This is a genomic window from Bordetella sp. MIP270_01_BMS (assembly GCF_054958705.1).
This window is the reverse complement of record NZ_CM143297.1, coordinates 2,496,994-2,517,862: the sequence shown is the minus strand read 5'-3', so window position 1 is coordinate 2,517,862 and position 20,869 is coordinate 2,496,994. Positions and strand designations below refer to the sequence as shown.

At 64.8% G+C, this 20,869-nt stretch carries 18 protein-coding genes and 1 tRNA gene; 13 read left to right on the top strand and 6 right to left on the bottom strand.

From position 1 onward, the window contains the following. Nucleotides 1–70: 70 nt before the first annotated feature. Nucleotides 71–916, bottom strand: a complete 846-nt coding sequence (locus ACV17W_RS11765) for an NAD(P)H-hydrate dehydratase (protein WP_462592516.1) — start codon at nt 914–916, stop codon at nt 71–73. A 79-nt stretch (nt 917–995) separates the two neighbouring features. On the opposite strand from ACV17W_RS11765, the gene ACV17W_RS11760 reads away from it, so the two are divergent. After that, nucleotides 996–1,829: an enoyl-CoA hydratase/isomerase family protein gene (locus tag ACV17W_RS11760; protein WP_462592515.1), complete on the top strand. Its 834-nt coding sequence runs from the start codon at nt 996–998 to the stop codon at nt 1,827–1,829. A gap of 188 nt (nt 1,830–2,017) precedes the next feature. On the opposite strand, the gene ACV17W_RS11755 is transcribed toward ACV17W_RS11760, so the two are convergent. Further along, nucleotides 2,018–2,770, bottom strand: coding sequence for an enoyl-CoA hydratase-related protein (locus tag ACV17W_RS11755; RefSeq protein WP_462592514.1), 753 nt, complete (start codon nt 2,768–2,770; stop codon nt 2,018–2,020). Beyond that, nucleotides 2,767–3,759 (bottom strand): NAD(P)H-dependent flavin oxidoreductase, encoded by a 993-nt coding sequence (locus ACV17W_RS11750; RefSeq protein ID WP_462592513.1) that lies wholly within the window; start codon nt 3,757–3,759, stop codon nt 2,767–2,769. The genes ACV17W_RS11755 and ACV17W_RS11750 overlap by 4 nt, the downstream gene beginning before the upstream one ends. Before the next feature lie 135 nt (nt 3,760–3,894). On the opposite strand from ACV17W_RS11750, the gene ACV17W_RS11745 reads away from it, so the two are divergent. The 3 genes from ACV17W_RS11745 to ACV17W_RS11735 all read left to right on the top strand — a co-directional run bounded on the left by ACV17W_RS11745 (nt 3,895) and on the right by ACV17W_RS11735 (nt 7,599). Beyond that, nucleotides 3,895–4,515 carry a TetR/AcrR family transcriptional regulator gene (locus tag ACV17W_RS11745; protein WP_462592512.1) on the top strand — a complete coding sequence of 207 codons (621 nt, stop codon included), beginning with the start codon at nt 3,895–3,897 and terminating at the stop codon, nt 4,513–4,515. 145 nt (nt 4,516–4,660) lie between these two features. Beyond that, a complete protein-coding gene (locus ACV17W_RS11740) occupies nt 4,661–5,896 on the top strand; it encodes a CaiB/BaiF CoA transferase family protein (RefSeq protein WP_462592511.1) in 1,236 nt (411 codons plus the stop codon). Between the two features lie 179 nt (nt 5,897–6,075). Beyond that, nucleotides 6,076–7,599, top strand: a complete 1,524-nt coding sequence (locus ACV17W_RS11735; RefSeq protein WP_462592510.1) for a 3-hydroxyacyl-CoA dehydrogenase — start codon at nt 6,076–6,078, stop codon at nt 7,597–7,599. A 23-nt stretch (nt 7,600–7,622) separates the two neighbouring features. On the opposite strand, the gene ACV17W_RS11730 is transcribed toward ACV17W_RS11735, so the two are convergent. Then, entirely contained in the window at nt 7,623–8,528 is a 906-nt protein-coding gene (locus ACV17W_RS11730; protein WP_462592509.1) for a LysR family transcriptional regulator, read from the bottom strand. An 87-nt stretch (nt 8,529–8,615) separates the two neighbouring features. Here ACV17W_RS11730 and ACV17W_RS11725 point away from each other — a divergent pair, with 87 nt between their 5' ends. After that, nucleotides 8,616–9,398: an NAD(P)H-dependent oxidoreductase gene (locus ACV17W_RS11725; RefSeq protein ID WP_462592508.1), complete on the top strand. Its 783-nt coding sequence runs from the start codon at nt 8,616–8,618 to the stop codon at nt 9,396–9,398. An 81-nt stretch (nt 9,399–9,479) separates the two neighbouring features. Here ACV17W_RS11725 and ACV17W_RS11720 read toward each other — a convergent pair whose 3' ends face one another. Then, on the bottom strand, nt 9,480–10,412 hold the full coding sequence (locus tag ACV17W_RS11720) for a c-type cytochrome (RefSeq protein ID WP_462592507.1): 933 nt from the start codon (nt 10,410–10,412) through the stop codon (nt 9,480–9,482). A gap of 207 nt (nt 10,413–10,619) precedes the next feature. On the opposite strand from ACV17W_RS11720, the gene ACV17W_RS11715 reads away from it, so the two are divergent. Continuing rightward, nucleotides 10,620–10,694 (top strand) — tRNA-Arg (locus ACV17W_RS11715). Between the two features lie 557 nt (nt 10,695–11,251). On the opposite strand, the gene ACV17W_RS11710 is transcribed toward ACV17W_RS11715, so the two are convergent. After that, complete coding sequence (locus ACV17W_RS11710; protein WP_462592506.1) at nt 11,252–11,905, bottom strand: hydrolase; 654 nt, start codon at nt 11,903–11,905, stop codon at nt 11,252–11,254. 156 nt (nt 11,906–12,061) lie between these two features. Here ACV17W_RS11710 and ACV17W_RS11705 point away from each other — a divergent pair, with 156 nt between their 5' ends. The 7 genes from ACV17W_RS11705 (at nt 12,062) to ACV17W_RS11675 (ending at nt 20,853) form a co-directional block, all read left to right on the top strand. Next, nucleotides 12,062–13,072, top strand: coding sequence for a LysR family transcriptional regulator (locus ACV17W_RS11705; RefSeq protein WP_462592505.1), 1,011 nt, complete (start codon nt 12,062–12,064; stop codon nt 13,070–13,072). Between the two features lie 596 nt (nt 13,073–13,668). After that, the gene (locus ACV17W_RS11700; protein ID WP_462592504.1) at nt 13,669–14,586 is read left to right on the top strand and encodes a pirin family protein; all 918 of its coding nucleotides are present in this window, start codon (nt 13,669–13,671) and stop codon (nt 14,584–14,586) included. A 157-nt stretch (nt 14,587–14,743) separates the two neighbouring features. Continuing rightward, nucleotides 14,744–16,807: a prolyl oligopeptidase family serine peptidase gene (locus ACV17W_RS11695; protein WP_462592503.1), complete on the top strand. Its 2,064-nt coding sequence runs from the start codon at nt 14,744–14,746 to the stop codon at nt 16,805–16,807. 86 nt (nt 16,808–16,893) lie between these two features. Next, the gene (locus ACV17W_RS11690; protein ID WP_462592502.1) at nt 16,894–17,937 is read left to right on the top strand and encodes a porin; all 1,044 of its coding nucleotides are present in this window, start codon (nt 16,894–16,896) and stop codon (nt 17,935–17,937) included. 202 nt (nt 17,938–18,139) lie between these two features. Further along, entirely contained in the window at nt 18,140–19,183 is a 1,044-nt protein-coding gene (locus tag ACV17W_RS11685) for an ABC transporter substrate-binding protein (RefSeq protein ID WP_462592501.1), read from the top strand. Further along, nucleotides 19,180–19,986, top strand: a complete 807-nt coding sequence (locus tag ACV17W_RS11680) for an ABC transporter ATP-binding protein (protein WP_462592500.1) — start codon at nt 19,180–19,182, stop codon at nt 19,984–19,986. Before ACV17W_RS11685 ends, ACV17W_RS11680 begins: the two co-directional genes overlap by 4 nt. Nucleotides 19,987–20,013: 27 nt before the next feature. Continuing rightward, the gene (locus tag ACV17W_RS11675; RefSeq protein WP_462592499.1) at nt 20,014–20,853 is read left to right on the top strand and encodes an ABC transporter permease; all 840 of its coding nucleotides are present in this window, start codon (nt 20,014–20,016) and stop codon (nt 20,851–20,853) included. The last annotated feature ends 16 nt before the right edge of the window (nt 20,854–20,869 follow it).

Genomic DNA, 20,869 nt, shown 5'->3' with positions numbered 1-20,869 from the left:
GGGGTAAACCATTATAGGGATAACCCTATGTGCAATGCAACATGAATCTGTGGATAAGTTGTAACTGCTGCTATCCGTGGCGGTTTCGCAACTGACGTGCGGCGTCGGCCAGTTCCCCGGCCGTCAGCCCGATGGGGCCGATGCCCGACGCCACCAGCAGGTCCGCCGCGGCGCCATGCAGCCAGACTGCGCCGGGGACGGCCTGTTCGAGCGGGATGCCCTGGGCGATCAGGCTGCCGAGCATGCCGGCCAGGACGTCGCCAGTGCCGGCCGTGGCCAATCCGGCGTTGCCCGTGGTGTTCCGCCAGCAATGGCCATCGGGGCGGCAGACCAGCGTGCCCGGTCCCTTCAATACCACCCACGTGGAATGTCGGGTCGCCAGGCCGCGGGCAGCCCGCAGGCGGTCGCCCTGTACCTCCGGCGTGCTGACGTTCAGCAGGCGTGCAGCCTCGGCCGGGTGAGGGGTGAGCACCACCACCCCCTCGCCCCAGTCCGGCAGGCGGCCAGCCGCCAGAAGGTTCAGGCCGTCGGCGTCGAGCACCAGGGGAGCCCCTGCGCGCTGCTCGATCAGTGCCGCCAGCGTGTCTCGCGCCAACGTCGTGGTGCCCAGCCCGCATCCCGCCACCCAGGCATCGACGGGGGCGTCCTGGAACAGCGCGGCCGCTTCGCGCAGCATCAGTTCCGGTTGCAGCAGATCGCAAGGCAGGGGGCTGGCCGGCTGGGCGAACCCTACCCGCACCTTGCCAGCGCCGGTTTTCAGCGCCGCGCGCGCCGCCAGCAGCGCCGCTCCGGCCATGCCCGGCCCTCCGCCCACGATGGCCACGGTGCCGTGGGTGCCCTTGTGGGCGTCAGCGCCGCGGGGGGTGAACAGCTCGGGCAGGCTCTGCCGAAGAATGGGGGTGGGCGCAGCGGACATGAGGTGCTTCCATGGGATGTCTGACGATCCATCCACTATAGTGCCCACACACCCCATACCGTACAGGCAGGAGACGTCCATGTCCGATTCATCCCTAGATCATTATGCGCAATACCAGGCCCTGAAACTGCGCCGGCATCCCCAGGGCATTCTGGAAGTCATCATGGGGGCCAAGGGCGGCGCCCCGGGCAAGCTGTCCACCGCCGACGCGCGCCTGCACCGCGAACTGGCCGATATCTGGCGCGACGTCGATACCGATCCGGAAACCCGTGTCGTGGTCATCCGGGGCGAGGGCAAGGGCTTCTCCGGCGGCGGCGACCTGGAGCTGGTCGAGCAGATGGCCGACGATTTCCAGGTGCGCACGCGCGTATGGCGCGAGGCCCGCGACCTGGTCTACAACGTGATCAACTGCAACAAGCCCATTGTGTCGGCCATGCACGGCGCCGCCGTGGGGGCAGGGCTGGTGGCCGGCCTGCTTGCCGATGTGTCGATTGCCGCGCGCGACGCCCGCATTATCGATGGCCATACCCGGCTTGGCGTCGCGGCTGGCGACCACGCCGCCATCGTCTGGCCGCTGCTGTGCGGCATGGCCAAGGCCAAGTACTACTTACTATTGTGCGAGACCGTCAGTGGCGCCGAAGCCGAGCGCATAGGCCTGGTTTCGCTGTGCGTCGACGAGGCCGACCTGACCGACAAGGCGTTTGAAGTCGCCGGCCGGCTGGCCAACGGGTCGCAGACGGCCATACGCTGGACCAAATACGCCCTGAACAACTGGCTGCGGATGGCCGGCCCCAGCTTCGATGCATCACTGGCGCTGGAATTCATGGGTTTCGCCGGCCCCGATGTGCGGGAAGGCATCCAGTCGCTGCGGGAACGGCGTCCGCCGGACTTCGGTGCCGACGCCCCTTTCTGATGCATGAAGGAGGGCTGCGCGGGCTGCCGGGCCATGCGGCGAGCCGGCGCCGCCGATTCTGGCCGACCGCGTGGCCTGCCAGTCGCCACCTGCATGAGCGGGGGCGTCGTGCTGGCTCGAAGCCGGGCCGCGGGTTCGCGCGTGCGCCAGCATGCCGGCGGGGTTGCCGGCAGCGGCGCGCGCCCGCCTCAGGCCTTGTTCAGGAAGCGCGCGAACGCGTCCTGGGCTTCCTGCGTCTTGAGCCGGGCGCTGAATTGGGCTGCCTCGTAGTCCAGCGCTTCGTCGATGGCCGCCCGATCGGCCCGTTTCAGCATGGATTTGGTCAGACGCAAGGCGCTGCGGGGTTGAGCCGCCAATTCACGTGCGGTGTCGCGAGCGATCTCGAGGGCCCGTCCGGGTTCAGTCAAGTCGGTGATCAGGCCCGCTTGCGCGGCCTCATCGGCCCCGATGGCTTTGCCCTGCAGCAACCATTGCGCAGCCTTGCGCGCTCCGGCCAGGCGCGGCAGCAATAGGCTGGAAGCCCCTTCGGGGCACAGGCCCAGGCTGACGAACGGGATGCGCAAGCTGGCATTGCGCGACGCGTATACGAAATCGCAGTGCTGCAGCAAGGTGACCCCGATGCCGATCGCGTAGCCTTCGACGGCGGCTATGACGGGTACGTCGGTCGCGATGAGGGCGCGCAGGAAGGTCATGCCCGCACTGTCGCCGTCGGGACGTCCGGCCTGGAAGTCGCGCAGGTCATTGCCCGCGGTAAAGTGCTCGCCAGCGCCTGTCAGGATCAGCGCGGAAAGCGTGGAGTCTTCCGTGGCCTGGCGCAGTTGCGAGGCCAGCGCCTGATAGGTGGCAATGTCCAGGGCGTTGCGCCGCTGCGGCCGATTGATGGTCAGGGTAAGAATGCCGCCATCGCGTTCGGCCAGCAGGCTGTCGGGTAGGGCGGTCATGCGAAGTCCTTGAGCGCCAGGCGCGCGCGGGCCTGGGCATATTCACGGCGCAGTCCGGCCACGATTTCGGCGGCCGGCAACACGCTGTCGATGCCGCCGACGCCCTGGCCGGCGCCCCAGATGTCCTTCCATGCCTTGACCCGGGTGGATCCGAAGTTCGACGTCGCGGCATCGGGGGTGGGCAGGTTGGCCGGGTCGAGCCCTGCGGCCGCGATGCTAGCCTTCAGGTAGTTGCCCGGAATGCCGGTAAAGAAGGGCGTATAGAGAATATCGGATGCGCTGGCGTCGACGATGGCTTGCTTGTAGCCATCGGATGCATTGGCTTCGCTGCTGGCGATGAAGCGCGTGCCCATGTAGGCGAAGTCGGCGCCCATGGCCAGTGCGGCCAGGATATCGGCGCCCGAGGTAATGGCGCCCGACAGGATGATGGGGCCGTCGAACCGGGCCCGCACCTCGCGCAGCAGGGCGAACGGGCTCAGCGTGCCGGCGTGGCCGCCGGCGCCCGCGCAGACCAGGATCAGGCCGTCCACTCCCGCTTCCAGCGCCTTTTCGGCATGGCGCAGCGTGGTCACGTCATGGAATACCTTGCCTCCCCAGGCATGGATGCCGGCCACCAGGTCGCCAGGCGCCCGCAGGCTGGTAATGATGTAGGGCACCCGGTGCTTGCCGCACACGGCCAGGTCCTGTTCGAGCCGATCGTTGGACTTGTGGATGATCTGGTTGACGGCGAAAGGCGCCACTTTGGCGCCCGGCGCCTGCCGACGCGCGGCCAGCCCTTCGCCCACTTCGCTCAGCCATTCATCCAGCAGCGACTGCGGCCGGGCGTTCAGCGCGGGAAACGCGCCCATGACGCCACTGGCGCACTGTTCGATGACCAGTCGGGGATTGGACACAATGAACATGGGCGAGCAAATGACCGGCAGGGACAATTGCGCATAAAGCTGGGTGACCAGGGGGTGGGGCTGGTAGGCGTCGTCGCGTGCGTTCATGGGAATGGGCGTTGAATGGGGCTGATGGGCGAGTCTATAATTACCTACCGGATGTCCGGTAATTAATTGATCTTCATTTAACGGCAAGGCTCGCGGGCGTGTCAATGCGCCGCGCCGCTCCCCTGCCGGCACCCTATGGCAGACAGCCCAGGTTCAATCAAGCGGCCGCGCGCCGGCCGGCCGCCCACGCTGGCGGCGCCCCGGGAACGCATCCTGGCGGAAGCGGCCCGGCTGTTTGCGCGCTGCGGTTATGAAAGCAGTTCGGTGGCCGACCTGGCTGCCGCCATCGGTGTGTCGAAGGCCGCTATTTATCACTACTACGCCACCAAGCAGGACATCTACGACGCGATCATCATCGAGGTGCTGGGCGGCATGACGCAGGCCGTGTCCCAGGCCGTCGCGCAGGTGCCGGATGCCCGGGAAAAGCTGCGGCAGTTCATGCTGGCGCATGCCCGCTACTTCGAACAGCACCATCCCCAGTTCGTGACGATGCTGGTCGGCTATTCCGGAATGACCATTACCGAACGGGAAGATGCCGCCCGGCTGCGCGACGGCTACGAGCGCATGTTGCGCGGCATACTCGAGGCGGGCATACAGAGCGGCCAGTTTCGCCGCCTGGATGTGGCGGCGACCGGACGCGCCGTGCTGTCGATGCTGAACTGGATGGCGCGCTGGTATCAGCCCGGCGGCCCGGACTCCGCCGAGGCCATTGCGCTGGGCTACTTCGAACTGCTCGACGGCGGTCTGGTAGCGTGATGGCGCCGCGTTCAGACATCCACGCCGCCCGCGTTGTGCGCGACGCGCACAAGAACGTTCGGAAAACGGAATACGCCGCCACGGCGCCTGGGGCTAATATCCCTGGGTTCATCGAAAGCTATACAACCTGTTAATTCCATTGATTATGTCGCAACGACCCGCTCCCCTGACCGGCATTCGAGTGCTGGATCTCACCCGTGTGCTGGCCGGCCCATGGTGCACGCAGAACCTGGCTGACCTGGGCGCCGAAGTCATCAAGATCGAACGCCCCGGCGCGGGCGACGATACGCGCGCCTGGGGGCCTCCCTACCTGAAAGACGCCACCGGCGCCGATACCACCGAGGCGGCCTACTACCTGAGCGCCAACCGCAACAAGTATTCGGTGGCGCTCGACATTGCCTCGCCGCGCGGCGCCGAACTGGTGCGCGAACTGGCGCGCCAGAGCGACATCCTGGTCGAGAACTTCAAGGTGGGCGGGCTGCGCAAGTATGGGCTGGACTACGACACCCTGAAGGCCGACAACCCGGGGCTGATCTATTGCTCGATTACCGGCTTCGGCCAGACCGGGCCCTATGCCAGCCGGCCGGGCTACGACTTCATGATCCAGGGCATGGGCGGCCTGATGAGCATTACCGGCGAGCGCGACGACCTGCCCGGCGGCGGCCCCCAGAAGGCCGGCGTGGCAGTGGCCGATCTGATGACGGGCATGTATTCCACCGTCGGTATCCTGGCGGCGTTGCACGAGCGCGGCCGCAGCGGTTTGGGCCAGCACATCGACATGGCGCTGCTGGACTGCCAGGTTGCCATGCTGGCCAACCAGAACCTGAACTACATGACGTCCGGACAGGTCCCGCAACGGGCCGGCAACGCGCACCAGAACCTGGTGCCCTACCAGGTGTTTGCCGCCAGCGACGGACACCTGATCGTTGCCGTGGGCAACGACAGCCAGTTCCGCAACTATTGCCGCGTCATAGGGCTGCCCGAGCTGTCGGCCGATCCGCGCTTTTCCACCAATCCGCAGCGCGTGCAGAACCGTGAACAACTTGTGCCGCTGCTTGCCGAGCGCATGGCCACGGGCGAGCGCGACCACTGGCTGGCCGAACTGGAAGCCGCGGGCGTGCCGGCCGGGCCGATCAATACGCTGGATCAGGTCTACCAGGACCCCCAGGTGCAGGCACGCGAGATGCGGCGCGAGCTGCCGCATCCGACCGCGGGCAAAGTCCCGGTGGCGGCCAGCCCCCTGAAACTTTCCGGCAGCCCCGTGCAATACCGCCGGCCCGCGCCCCTGCTCGGTGAGCACACGCGGCAGGTCCTGAGCGAAAGGCTGGGATTGTCCGAAGAAGAAATCCAGGCCCTGGCGCAACCGCGCGTGCAGGGCTGACCGCCGCAGGCCGGCGCAGCGGCAAGCTTGCGCCGGCATGGCGCCAGACTCCGGGCGTGCAAGCCTGCCATACCGCCTGGCGGCATGCCCGATGATTGAACAGAGCACGCGCAGTTTGCCATTGCCATGGCGGGTTCAGGCAGAGCGCGGCGAGCCGATAACAGGAAGGAGCACATTCAATGACAGAGATCCAGACCATCGCCGTAGTGGGCGCGGGCGCCATGGGGCGTGGCATCGCCCAGATCGCGGCGCAGGCAGGGGTGCAGGTACGCCTGTATGACACCAGCGCCGATGCCGTTGCGTCGGCGCGCGAATCGTTGCGGCAGCTGTGGGACAAGCTCGCCCAGAAGGGCAAGCTGAGCCAGGACGACGCGCAGGCCGCCCTGGCGCGCGTCCAACCCGCCTCCACGCTCGAAGCGCTGGCCGGGTGCCAACTGGTCATCGAGGCCATCGTCGAGCGCCTGGACGTCAAGCGCGAACTGTTTGCCAAACTCGAAGACATCGTCGGCGACGATTGCATACTGGCTTCCAATACCTCGTCGCTGTCGATCACGGCGATCGCGGCCGCGTGCCGGCTGCCGCAACGCGTCGCGGGTTTTCACTTCTTCAACCCGGTTGCGCTGATGAAGGTGGTCGAGGTGATCGACGGCCTGCGCAGCGATCCCGCCGCCGGGGATGCACTGGCCGCGCTGGCGCGCCGCATGGGCCACACGCCCGTGCGCGCCAAAGACATGCCTGGCTTCATCGTCAACCATGCCGGTCGCGGCATGAACATCGAAGGGCTGCGCGTTGCGCAGGAATCAGTGGCCACGTTCGACCAGATCGACGCCATTATGCGCGAGCAGGCGGGTTTCCGCATGGGGCCGTTCGAACTCATGGACCTCACTGCGCTGGACGTCTCCCATCCCGTGATGGAGTCGATCTATCGTCAGTTCTTCGACGAGCCGCGCTTCCGTCCGTCGCCCATCACGACAGTGAGGCTGGCCGGCGGTCTGATCGGCCGCAAGGCGGGCGAGGGCTTTTATTCGTATCCCGAAGGCCAGAAGCAGGTGCCGGCCGAGGCCGAGGTGCCCGCGTCGCGGCCCGGGCTGCGCGTGTGGATCAGCCCGGCCCATGAAGAAGGGCGCACGCGTGCACAGGCCTTGATCGCGACGCTGGGCGCCGAGATCGTGGAGTCCGCCGAGCCGCCGGCAGATGCGCTGCTGATCGTGACGCCCTACGGCGAAGACGTATCGTCCTGCGCAAGCCAGCAAGGGTTGGACGCCTCTCGTACCGTGGGGCTGGATACTCTGCATGGCTTGCCCGCCGGCAAACGCCGCACGCTGATGCTGTCGCCGGCGACGCACGCCGAATGGCGCGACGCCGCGCACGCCTTGCTGGCCGCCGATGGCGCGCCCGTCAGCGTCATCCAGGACTCCGCCGGCTTCGTCGCGCAGCGCATCGTGGCCGCAATCGTCAACGTGGCTTGCGACATCGCGCAGCAGCACATCGCCACACCGGCTGACATCGATCGTGCGGTGACGCTGGGCCTGGGATACCCCGCCGGTCCGCTTGCCATGGGCGACGCCCTGGGCGGGGCGCGCATACTCGAAATTCTGTGCAATATGCATCGTGTCACCGGCGACATGCGGTACCGGCCGAGTCTGTGGTTGCAACGCCGGGTCCAGTTGGGCTTGTCGCTGCTGGCTGAAGCCGCGGCCTGACCCATCCCGCGTGCCTGGCCGGCCTATCGGGTCGGCCGGGCAATCTGATCGCGCAGCCATTGATGCGCCGGATCGCGATGCTGGCGCTCATGCCAGAGCATGAGCATTTCGAAGCCGGGTATTTCCAGCGGCGCCTGTACCGAGCGCAGCGCCGGGTCATCGCGAATGAGCCGCGACGGCACCATCGCGACGAGATCGGTGCTGGCCAGCACCGACCGCAGTACCAGGAAGTGCGGCACAGAGAGCACCACCTTCCGGCTGAGCCCTCGCTCTGCCAGTATCGCATCGGTGACCCCGTGGAATCCGCCATCCGTTTGCGACACCACCACATGATCCAGCTTGCAGAACCGCGCCAGCGTGGGGGCGCGCTTCAAGCCCGGGTGATCTGCCCGTCCCGCCAGCACATAATGTTCGCGAAACAGTAGCTGGCGACGCAGGCCGGGCGGGGCGTCGGCGGAAATGTGAAACGCGAGGTCGAGATCGCCCTGCTCCAATTGCAGCGCCAGGCGTTGCGGCACGAGCGGGCAGATCGCCAGGCGCGTGGCCGGCGCACGCGTGCGCAGTCCCGCCAGCGCGGGCTGCAAAATGGTAGAGGCGGCATAGTCGGTCGCGCCCGCACGCCACGTGTTCGTCGCTGCTTCGGCGGCGAAGGGGGGCGGCGGCGCAATGGCCTGGCGCAGCGCCAGCAGCGCAAGACGCAGCGGCTCGCGCAGATGTTCCGCGCGCGCGGTGGTACGCATGCCGCGTGGCCCCGGCAACAGCAATGGGTCTTCCAGTACGTCGCGCAAGCGCCCCAGCTGCAGGCTCACTGTCGGCTGCGAAAGGTGCAGGCGACGTGCGGCCCGGGTGACATTCTGTTCGGCAAGCAGGGCATCCAGCGTCACCAGCAGGTTCAGGTCGAGCCGGCGCAAGATCTCGGTATTGGCCATGGAAATAACGGGGTATTAAGTAATTGATTTCCAATATACCTGCTCTCGCCCTATGGTGAATCTCCTTTCATTGCGAGGAGCATTTTCATGAATTTGTTAGTGGTCTATGCCCATCCTGAACACCGGTCCTTGAACGGGTCGATCAGGGATTTCATCGTGCAGCATTTTGAGCGGGCCGGCGACGCGGTCGAGGTTTCCGATCTGTACGCCATGAACTGGAAAGCGTCACTGGATGCCCACGACAACCTCGCGCATCCGGCCGGTGAACGGTTCGATCCCACGCGCGATTCTCAGCGGGCCTACCAGGATGGCACCCAAAGTGCCGATATTGAGCGGGAACAGGAAAAACTGCGCTGGGCCGACGGCGTGATACTGCAATTTCCCCTGTGGTGGTTTTCGATGCCCGCCATACTGAAAGGCTGGGTCGATCGGGTGTATGCCTATGGATTCGCCTACGGAGTCGGCGAGCACTCCGACACGCACTGGGGCGATCGATACGGAGAGGGTACCCTGGCCGGCAAGCGCGCCATGCTGGTCGTCACCACTGGCGGATGGGCGTCGCACTATGGGCCCCGCGGCGTCAACGGCCCCATCGAAGACCTGTTGTTTCCCATCCAGCACGGCATTCTGTATTACCCGGGGTTCGCCGTCCTGCCGCCCCAGGTCATATACCGGACCGGGCGTATCGATACCGAAGGCTATGCCGAAGTTCGACGCGCACTCGCCGACCGTCTGGATACGTTCTGGACAGCCCCGCCGATCCCGTTTCGCCGGCAGAACGGCGGCGATTACCTGATTCCGGAGTTGAGCCTGCGGCCCGATATCCTGCCGGGGCAAACGGGCTTCGGCGTACACACTGAAGCGTCCTAGACCCGGCAACGACCCGTCGCAGGTGCAAGAAAAAACCCCCGGGCAGTACGCTGCGCGGGGGTTTTTCCTGAGCGGGGGGGCTTACTGCACCGACTGCACCATGTATTCGACCGCGGCGCGGATGTCTTCTTCGGACGCGTTGGCGGCGCCGCCCTTTGGTGGCATGGCGCCCTTGCCGGTGATTGCCACCTTGACCATGGCGTCCATGCCCGTCTTCAGGTAGGGTTCCCAGGCAGCCTTGTCGCCCAGCTTGGGCGCGCCAGCCACGCCGGTGCCGTGGCAGGCGAAGCAGGCGGTCTTGTAGAGTTTTTCACCAGCCGGATTGACGGCGGCTTCGGCCTTGGGTGCCTCGGCCTTGGCTGCTTCGGCCTTGGGCGCTTCGGCCTGGGCCGGAGTTTGAGTCTGCGCGGCTGCGGCGGGTGCCGCGGCTGCGGCAGCGGCCGCCGGTGCGGCAGCCTGCTTGGCGCTTTCGGGCTTGGTACCTTCGGCCTCGCCTTCCTGGGCCGGCGGGGCGGGTTCTTCGAACGAACCGCCAGACTCGTTGGCCATGTAGACCACGGCGCGCGCGACTTCGTAGTCGCTCAGAGCGGGGTTGCCGCCCTTGGGCGGCATGGCGCCCTTGCCGTGCAAGGCGATATCGAGCATGGCGTCGAACCCGGACTTGATCAGGGGCCCCCAGGTGGCTTTGTCGCCCAGCTTGGGAGCGTTGGCCACACCCGCCGTATGGCAGGCGGTACAGACGGCCTGGTAGACCTGCTCGCCAGTCTGGAAAACCCGGGGCGCGTTGGCGTCGACCAGCTCGAAGCTGGCGACCGGCGCGATGCGTCGGGCCACCGACTCTTCGGTCATGGAGTCTGAACCTGCGCCCATCTTGTTGCTGGCCATGACCAGGTTGACCAACATGATGATGACGATGATCGGCACCAGGAACGACAGCACGATTGTGACGATCAGCTGTTTAGGGGTCTTGATGGGCGAGGCGTGTTCTTCGTGGTGTTCCTGCTCGTTGCTCATAACCAAATCCTGCAAATCGGGTACCGGGGCGCCTGGCGGCGGCAACAGACGAATAACTACTGCGCTAGGATGGGCCAGGAAACGACCGACCCCGCATGCAAACGCTAGATTATATAACGCCCAGACGATATAAGACTAAGGGAAGCGTCGCGGTGGCGTACCGTGCCGGCGCAACGTTCAAAAATATGGGTACAATGTCGCCTCTTTGCGCCCGTAGTTCAATGGATAGAATGAGAGTTTCCGAAGCTCTTGATACAGGTTCGATTCCTGTCGGGCGCGCCAACATTTCCGTCTCGCGTTATTCCGGGGTGAATTCCGGCAAAACACAAGCGTTTGCATGAGACTTGCCGGAAATCGCGCCGCTCGCGTATCCCCCGAAGTTGCACGATCCGCCGCGCACCGACGCCCTGCGACGTGGGCGATGGGCATCCGCCCTACGTAAATCCATCCGACGCCTTCACCGAGGCCCACCCCGCAGGATCAGGCCAGGCTCTAGCCAGATTGCGGCCGTTCGGCGAGCCTGAACGGCCCAATACATCAGCGTGATCGCACGCGCACTGACAAGACCGGCGTGTTTCCGGCCCGGGGATCCTGACACGCGGCCTCGAGCGAGGCAATCTTCTGACCCTGCCCGCAACCGCCAGATACGTGGCGTGATGGACAACTTGGCGGGGAAAATGCAAATACTGCCGGAGACGGCGTCTCCAACATCTGGCACGTCTCTGTGTCCGCGCGATGTGAAACCCGCACGTTGCCAGCCTTGGGTGGTGCGGCGTAAATAGGATGGGCGGGCGCGTCCTGGAGTTGACTGCTCTTTACGAGCAGCATCCCCAGCACGATCAACCGGCGGCAGCGGGCACCGGCGTGTTGAGCAGCTGCTGTTCCCACAGGTAAGCGATTCCGCTGCCCGCGCAATGCTGGACCATGATGTCAGTCAGCCCCGGGGCGGTATCCGTGCGCGCCCAGTCGCGTTGCCATTCGGCAGCCACCGCCAGCCACGTCATGAGGTTCACGCCCGCCGCCGTCATGCGCTGGAGAGCAACTTCGTGGGCTTCGACCGACACGCCGCCCGATGCATCGGTGACGACTGTGACGTCCCAGCCTTCGCCCGCCGCCTGGATGGCCGGCATCGCGACGCAAACCTCGGTCCACAGCCCGGCGATGATCAATTGCTTGCGGCCCGTGGACTGGGCAGCGTCGACCACCTTCCTGTCTTCCCACGTGTTGATGAGCGTGCGGTCTATGACTTTCTGGCCGGGAAAGACATCGGTGATCTGGGAAAAGATATTGCCGCCGCGATCAGCGATCACGCTCGTCAGAATGGTCGGCACGTCGAAGAGCTTAGCGGCCTTCGCCAAGGCCGCCGAGTTGTTGACCACGGTGTGCGGATCGTGGCTGTTCAGGTTGGCGAGTTGATAAGGCTGGTGGTCGATCAGGACCAGTACCGAATCATCCGGACGTAGAAGCGAATTGAGCCCATTGCGAAAAGTCATTGGTTATCCCGTCGTTTGCTGTGGTGTGCAGAATTTGCAACGCGGATTGCATTGCAGCTTGCTCTCCGGGAAGTACGCGTTGGCAACGAAGCAGTCCCGGACCCTGCATTATGTTTTCACGCACTCTGATGCGGTAGTTCCATCCCTGGACGAGCTGTGTCGCGCAATCTGGAACACCAACGGCTCACACGACTGCTGTCGGTGCTATCCTGCTCCAAACAATGTTGCAAGAACCGGGGGCAACGCAAAGTGGGTATCAAGGAGCTGCAGACGTTCATTGAAATTGCCGACGCGGGTGGCGTTTCCCCGGCCGCGCTTCGAATGGGTGTGTCGAAGTCGATAGTCAGCCGTCGGTTGCTGCGGTTGGAAGCTGAGCTTGGCGTACAGTTGCTGGCCCGGACCACGCGCGGGTCGGCGCTGACTGAGGCAGGGGCGATTTTCAGGGATCACGCTGCGAGGGCTTGCGCAGATATCGACATGGCCCGGGAAACGATCGTGCGGGCGGGCCCGCTGCAGGGCCGCTTGCGAGTTGCCGTTCCCGTGTCGTTCGGCCTCACGCATTTCGCGCCGGCGGTCGCGGAGCTGGCGCGCCGCCACCCTAAGCTTCATGTCCAGACCTGCTACAGCGATCGTTTCGTCGATCTCATCGCTGAGGGTTACGACTGTGCGGTCAGGGTGGGCTATTTGCAGGACTCAAATCTGATCGCACGGCGGGTGGGGCCCATGCAAAGCAAACTGCTTGCCAGCCCTCATTACATCCAGGCGCACGGCGCGCCCGAAGACCCGGCCGAACTCGCCGGGCATGAAGCCCTTATGCAGGGCACCGAGACATGGCAGTTCACGGACGGTGACAATACAATCACGGTCCACCCGCAAGGGCGCTTCAAGGCCGATAACGGCACGGCCTTGGTCGCCGCCGCGACGGCCGGGCTCGGGATCGCCTATCTGCCCGATTGCCTGACCCATGAGTACGTGGCGGCGGGCGCCCTGGTGCCCATCATGACTCGATATCCCCCACCGCCGTCCGGGGTATACCTGATTCGCCCGCCTGGGCTACATCCCGCCCGAAAGATACGCGTGCTGACGGAACTACTGATCGAACACTTTGAGGAATGGCCTGATCTTGCAGGGCGTGATGCGGGATGCGTTGCGCCAGACAAGGTCTGATCTTGTCGAGCGCAAGCTCAGACGCGAGTTGTCAGCAGCGACGCACGGCTGAGTAGCGCCTATGGCGGGTCGTTCCAGGAGGCTTGGCCTTGGCGGCTTCGTGGCTTTCGGCCCGATGCTTCCTGTCCCAGCCTGGCGCCCTGGCCAGGGCCGGGGCGAGGCTCACCCAGGGCGCCGTCGCTGCAGCCCACCTGGCCACGCCTCTGCCACCGCACGAATCTTCCATCCCCGCAGCCATGTCCAATACAGGCCGCATCGGATGCGGGATAGTGCCCGGAGACGTCCTGGCAGGTTCATCGGCGGGAGATGGAGGCCGCAGCATTGGCACCGCCTGAGAACGACGAACCGCGCAAGGTCCACTTGTCCAGGCACTGAATCATGACCCGTGGCCCAGTCCGGCGCCCTCAGGCCGACCCTGTGCCGATGCCGGAGAAAGGCTGCGGTGTGAGTGCCCCCTTGCGGGATCGGCACTCCCACCTACCCGGTTCATGTAGTCCCTGGAAGCGTACATAGGCACACATCATGAAAACATTACACGGCGGCAGGCTCGCCCGACATTGTCTTGACGCGGTCGATCCGCGCGCGGGAAGCCCACGATGATTGAAATGGTGATCGAGCAGCGGCGGCGCAGCCTCGGCGGCGGCCTTGAAGTGGGGCGCGTGTTGCCCTCCATGCGACGGCGCATGGTGGGGCCGTTCGTCTTTTTCGACCACATGGGGCCGATCGACGTCGCTCCCGGAGCGAACTCGCGCATCGACGTGCGCCCGCATCCGCACATCGGGCTTGCAACCGTGACTTATCTGTTCTCTGGCGAAGTGATGCATCGCGACAGCATCGGCAGTGTGCAGACAATACGGCCGCAAGAGGTCAACTGGATGACGGCCGGCAGCGGCATCACGCACAGCGAGCGCTTCGAGCGGGCACGTACCTGCGGCGACCATCTGCACGGCATCCAGGCATGGGTGGCGCTGCCGGCCGAGATGGAGGAAACCGCTCCCGCCTTTTCACACCATGCGGGCAGCGATCTGCCTCAGTGGGACGAGGCGGGCGTGTCCGGCCAGTTGATCGCCGGCAGTGCCTATGGCCTGACCGCCGGCGCCAGGACGCTGTCGCCCCTTTTCTACGCGCATCTCGACATGGCGCCCGGCGCCACCGCAGAGATCCCGCGCGAATATAGCGAGCGTGCGGTCTATATCGCCAGCGGCACGGTCAAGATCAACGGTGCCTGCTACGAGCAGGGCCAGATGCTGGTGCTGGCGGCGAACGCGTCGCGGGTTCGTGCCGTGAACCACTCGACGGTCATGGTGTTGGGCGGCGAACCCCTGGGCGAGCGCTTTCTGTACTGGAACTTTGTCTCATCGTCGAAGGCCCGGCTCGCGCAGGCCGCCGCCGACTGGGCGGCGGGCAGGATGAAGCTTCCCGATGCCGACGATGCGGAATTCATCCCCTTGCCGGACGACGCGGTGCTGCCGACGCCCACAGCAGCCCGGCCAGAGCATCCAACCGGTGCTTGAAGCGCTTCGCGCCCTGCGGCGATTCGGCGGCGATTCGGCGGCCATGGCTTCCCCGGGCGGCGTCGCCCGCAGCGGGGCGCAACCGCGAGCCAACTGAAATCGGCCGGGCCTCGCGCGCGGAAAAGCTTCCGGCGCATTCATCCATCGAGGAAACGCAATGAATTATCCGCCCACGCCTCGCGGCGACGTCGTCGACGATTATTCCGGCCAGCAGGTCGCCGACCCGTATCGCTGGCTGGAGAGCGATATTCGGAAAGACGAAGCCCTTTCCGCATGGGTGGCTGCACAGAACGACCTGTCCCGTGCGTATCTGGCGGCGCTTCCGGGCCATCAGGTCTTTCGGGAACGTCTTGCGGCGCTGTTCGACCACGCACGCCTGACGGTTCCGGAGAAGCGCGGGCAGCGGTACTTCTTTACGCGCAATTCGGGGCTCGACAATCAGGCTGTCCTGTTTGTACGCGAGGGCGTAAGCGGAAAGGATAGGCCTGTCATCGATCCGAACGCGTGGTCGCCGGACGGATCCAGTGCCCTGGCCGAATGGGCGCCATCTGAAGACGGGCGCTATGTGGCCTATGCCATTCAGGACTCGGGTTCTGACTGGCGCACGATCCGGATCCTGGACGTGGACACCGGCAGGATTCTTGAAGACGTTATCCACTGGGCGCGCTTCACGAGCCTGGCCTGGACGCATGACGGCACGGGCTTTTTCTATGGACGCAGCCCCGAGCCCCAGGCGGGTGCAGAGTTCGTGGCACCGGCGGTTCAGCACGCCATTTACTTTCACCGCGTCGGGACGGGGCAGCTCGCAGATCGGCGGGTGGACGTCGCCGACGCGCATTTGCCCGTGGTGCACACGGTAGAGGTCACTGCCGACGGGCGATACGCGGTCATCTACACGACGGCCATGGCCGGAGGCAATGGGCTGGCGGTGGTCGACCTGAGCGAGGCGGGCTGGCCGGTCAGGACTGTGATTGCCGCGTTCAGCGACAGCTGGCAGCTGGTCGGGAACATGGGCACGCGCCTGTACGTGGCCACGCAGCAGGGCGCCGAGCGTGGCAGGGTAATGACGGTGGAGCTTGCTGGTTCCGAGCCTGTGTTCAGCGAACTCATCGCGCAACGGGAGCCGGTGCTCAAGTTCGGCTCCCTGATAGGAGACCGCCTCTTCGTGTCCTATATGCAGGATGCGAAGACGCAGATCGCGCGGTTCACCCTGGAAGGCAGGCCGGATGGCTTTATCGATTTGCCGGGTCTGGGCAGCGCGAGCCCCGTGTACGGCCGGCCTGGCGATGACGAGGCCTTCTTTGTCTACACCAGCCATGACGCCCCATCCACGATCTACCGCTACGACGTCGCCTCGAACACGAAGTCCGTCTGGGCCGCACCCCATGTGGCGATCGATCTGGACCGGATCCGGGTCGAGCAGATGTTCTACGAATCGAAAGACGGTACGCGAGTTCCGATCTTCGTCGTCCGTCGCGCCGACGTCACGTCCTGCGCACCCACGATGCTCACGGCCTACGGCGGTTTCGGCATCTCGATGGTCCCCTACTTTTCTCCCGCCGCAATGGCGTGGGTGGAACAGGGAGGTGTCTACGCGGTCGCGAACATTCGTGGCGGCGGGGAATACGGAAAGACCTGGCATCAGGCCGGGCGCGGCCACAACAAGCAGAACTCGTTCGATGACTTCATTGCCGCCGCGGAGTTCTTGAAACGGGGGGGCATATGCCCCCCGTCCGGGCTGGCCATACATGGGGAATCGAACGGTGGGCTGCTCGTTGCTGCCGTCGTCAATCAGCGTCCCGATTTGTATGCCGCCGCCATCCCCGGCGTCGGCGTGCTGGACCTGCTGCGCTTCGACCGCTATACCGCGGGCCAGTTCTGGACCCACGAATTCGGACGGCCGGACACCGACGAAGATTTCAAAAATCTGCGGAAGTACTCGCCTCTGCACAATGTTCGCCCCGGGGTGCCATATCCGGCCATGCTCGTCACCACGGCAGATACCGATGACCGGGTCGTTCCCGCCCATTCGTTCAAGTACGTGGCAACGCTGCAGCATGCGGATCTGGGGTCCCGTCCGCGCCTGTTGCGCGTCGACACACAGGCGGGGCACGGCCTGGGCAAGCCCACTCATAAAGCCATTGCCGAGATCGCAGACATGTGGACGTTCGCGGCGTATTGGACAGGACTTGATGCGGGGCGGGAACCGCGGAGCAGCTAGCGCGACGCTTGTTCCAGGCAGGCATCGAGTGCATTGCTCCTGGGCGCCGCGCGGGAACGCAGCCGACAATTTTCTGGGAGACAACCATGAGGACAGTTTCTGCAGGCGTGCTCACCGTGGCATTCGCGACGGCGGCTCTGGCCGGGGCCGCCCAGGCTCAAAGCAGCGTGACGCTTTACGGCCTGATCGACCTGGGCTACATGAACGACCGCGACGATGCCAACGGCACGGCGCAGAGCATCGACAGCGGCAACGAGTCGGCGTCGCGGTGGGGCATCAGGGGGGTGGATGACCTGGGGGGCGGCTTGAAAGCCACCTTCCAGCTGGAAGGAGGGTTCAACGCCGATAACGGAACAGCGGCGCTGGGACGATTGTTCGGCCGATGGGCCTATGTAGGCCTGGAGAGCGCGACACTGGGTGAGTTGCGACTGGGCCGGCAATGGGTGCTCAGCCGCGAGTGGGGCGCAGAGCTGACACCGTTTTCGATCGCCTGGTCACGCTCGGGCCTGACCACCACGTTCGGCTATAACGACGGCGATTTCGGCTCGAGCGGCATTGCCGACAACATGGTGATGTGGCGTTCGCCTCGCGCGCATGGCTTCGAGGGTGCAGTCGGCTACAGCTTTGCGGCAGAGGGCGATGAAGCATTTGGCACCGGCAACAACGACCGCGTGGTCACCGCCGGGGTGCGCTATAGCCGCGGCCCGCTGCGCGTCGCGCTGACCTACGAGCATCTGTATGCCGACCAGCGTCGTGTCACTGGGCTTGCCGACTCTGCCCGCAATACCAGCAACTGGCAGTTGGGCGGATCGTATGACTTCGAGATCGTGCGCGTCTATGCGGGCGCGGGCCGGCTGAGCGATGCAAACCGGGGCCCCGCCCGGGACCTGGACAGGGATTACGCCTGGACCGCGGGCGTGCGCGTTCCGTTAGGGCCGGGGGCGTTATTGGCCTCCTGGCAGCAGACCACGAACTCGAAGATCCGCGCGTACGCCGTGGGTTATCAGTACGACCTTTCCAGCCGCACCGATCTGTACACCTTTTATAACCACAGCGAAACGCGCGACCTGGCTACCGGCGAAGACAACGGCCGGCGCCAGATCAGCGTGGGCATCCGGCACCGCTTCTAGCGACAGGCGCGGCCACCCCCGACTTCGTCAGAGGGCTTAAACGGTCGCAGGCACCGATGCCCTGGCATGTCCAGGCCACACCCGGGCATTAGGACATACCCTGCTATATGCATCGCTGTACACGTATTGAAATATCGTTTTGTATACACTACGATCCGGTGAACTTTTGCGGACGCCGATGCGTTCCATTCAGGAGAGAGCGATGTGCAAACGATCTGACGATGTCGGGATTTCGTGGTTGCGGCGGGCGCGCGGTGCATGCGCCGTCATGTTCGCGTCGGCCGCGCTGCTGGGCGGCTCGCTGGCCCACGCCGCGAACGCGCCTGTCAAGGTGCGCTATGAAGAGACCGTCAGGTCATTGCAGTTCGTGCCCACCTACGTAGCCCTGACACGCGGCTACTTCAAGGATGCCGGCCTGGAACTCAGCATGCGTACCGCGCAGGGCACCGACAAGGCCATGGCGGCGTTGCTGGCGGGTAGCGCGGATATCGCCTTGCTGGGGCCGGAGGCCGTCGTCTATGTGTCCAACAGCGAATCTCCCGTCAAGCCCAAGATTATTTCGGGCCTGGTCGCTACCGATGGTTTCTTGCTGGTCTCGCGCGACAAGACCCAGTCCACGTCGAATTTCGACTGGAACAACCTGAAGGGCAAGACGGTCATGGCGTTCCGGCCGGGTTCCACGCCTGACGTGTACCTGGAAAATCTGTTGCGCTCGAAGGGCCTGCAACCGGGTGGCGACCTGAAGATCGTCAACAACATCGGCCCCGCCGCGCGCATGGGGGCATGGATGGCGGGCCAGTCGGACTATGCCATCTTCATGGAGCCCGAGGCCGGCAACATTGAACGCAACGGCCAGGGCAGCGTCGTCGCCTCGATCGGCAATGAAATCGGCCAGGTCGATTACACGGTGTTCGCGGCCACCGACAAGTTCATCCAGAAGAACCCCGAAGTCGCGCAGGCCTGGGCCAATGCCATTGCCCGTGCTTTCGTGGCCGTGGCCAACGACACGCCGGCCGAGCTCGCCAAGGATGTGATGCCCTTTTTCCCGGGGCTGAGCCAGGACGAAATCGCCGCGGCCATCGAACGCTACCGTTCCTACAACATCTGGAAGAAGACGCCCGTAGTCGAAGAACAGGCCTTCAACACGCTGCAGGACATGCTGATCCAGAGCGGAACCCTGGACAAGGACAAGCGGGTGGACTATTCGTTCGCGGTGGAGCGGCGTTTTGCGGAGCAGGCAAAATGAAGCGTGGCGACGCGAGGCAGGGCGACAACCGTATAGAAATACAGGAAGTCTCGCTTCGCTATTTCACCCAGGAAAGCGAAACCCTGGCGATAGACCGCATCAGCCTGACGGTCGAGCCTGGCGAATTCGTGAGCATCATTGGCCAGTCGGGCTGCGGTAAAAGCACCTTGCTTTCCATTGTGTCCGGCATCTTGCCCGCTTCGAGCGGGCAGGTGCTGGTCGGTGGACGCCCGGTGCTCAAGCCCACGCCGCGCATCGGCTACATGCTGCAGCAAGACTACCTGTTCGAGTGGCGCACGATCCTGGACAACGCCATGCTGGGTGCCGAGATCCAGGGCCTGGACCGCGCTTACGCACGCGAGCGGGCCGAGCAGCTGCTGGACAAATGCGGGATGGGCAACTTCCTGCACCACTATCCGCGGGAACTGTCCGGCGGCATGCGCCAGCGGGTGGCCCTGGCCCGCACGCTGGTGACCAACCCGGATGTCGTGTTGCTGGATGAGCCATTCTCGGCGCTCGACTCGCAGACGCGCCTGGCGCTCGCGGATGAGGTCGTTTCCATTCTGCGTGCCGAAGGCACGTCGGCAATCTTGGTCACGCACGACCTGGGTGAAGCAATCACCATGACCGACCGGGTGATTGTGCTTTCCCGGCGGCCCGGGCGCATCAAGTCGGAATATCGCATGACGTTCGCGGACTACCCCGACACCCGGCCCGCGCCCTTCCAGGCCCGCTCGCTACCCGAGTACAACACCTATTTCACCACGTTGTGGAAAGAGCTCGACGTTCACGTCGAGGGATGACCGCGGCAATTGATTCGTTCTGCCATCATGCCGACCAAAACGCCCGCCATGGGGAACGGCGAGAAAGCCGCTGCCGTGCCCAGTCCCGAGTATCACCTGTACCTGCGCCGTCAGCGGCACCGCCGCCGCGCCATCCTGGGCAGCCAGGTCCTCTTGCTGCTGGTGTTCCTCGCCTTGTGGGAATTCCTGGCCCGCAGCCACGTCGTGAACCCGATGCTCACCAGCTACCCCAGTGCGCTTTGGCCGACGTTCCTGGACTTGCTGCGTAACGGAAACCTCATCGGACACACCTGGAGCACCTTGTTTGCAACGCTGTTCGGCTTTGTCGTCAGCATGGTGCTGGGCATCGCTATCGCCGCGCTGTTATGGTGGTCGGACTTTCTCAACAAAGTCCTCGATCCCTTCCTGGTGGTGGCCAACGCCATGCCGAAAATCGCGTTCGTGCCGATTTTCTACATATGGCTGGGGTCGCAGTATTCGATATATGGCATGGCGGTCGCCGTCGCCCTGTTCGTGACCATCATGGTGATGTACAGCGGATTCCGCGGTATAGACAGCAATCGGATAAAGCTGGCGCGCACCTTCGGGGCAACGCGCTGGCAGGTTTTCTGGATGGTCGTCATGCCGGGCAGCGTGCCCACACTGTTTGCCGCCATCAAGATGAATATCGGGCTGTCGCTCATCGGCGTGATTGTCGGAGAGTTCCAATCGGCGGACTCGGGCCTGGGGTTCCTGATCGTCAACGGCAGTCAGATTTTCAAGCTGAACATCGTCATGACCGCAATCGCCGTGCTGGCATTGATGTCCGGCATCATGTACCTGATCGTGGCTCGTGCCGAAGCGGCCGTGTCGCGTCGCTACGCCTGAACCACGAAGGAGCCCG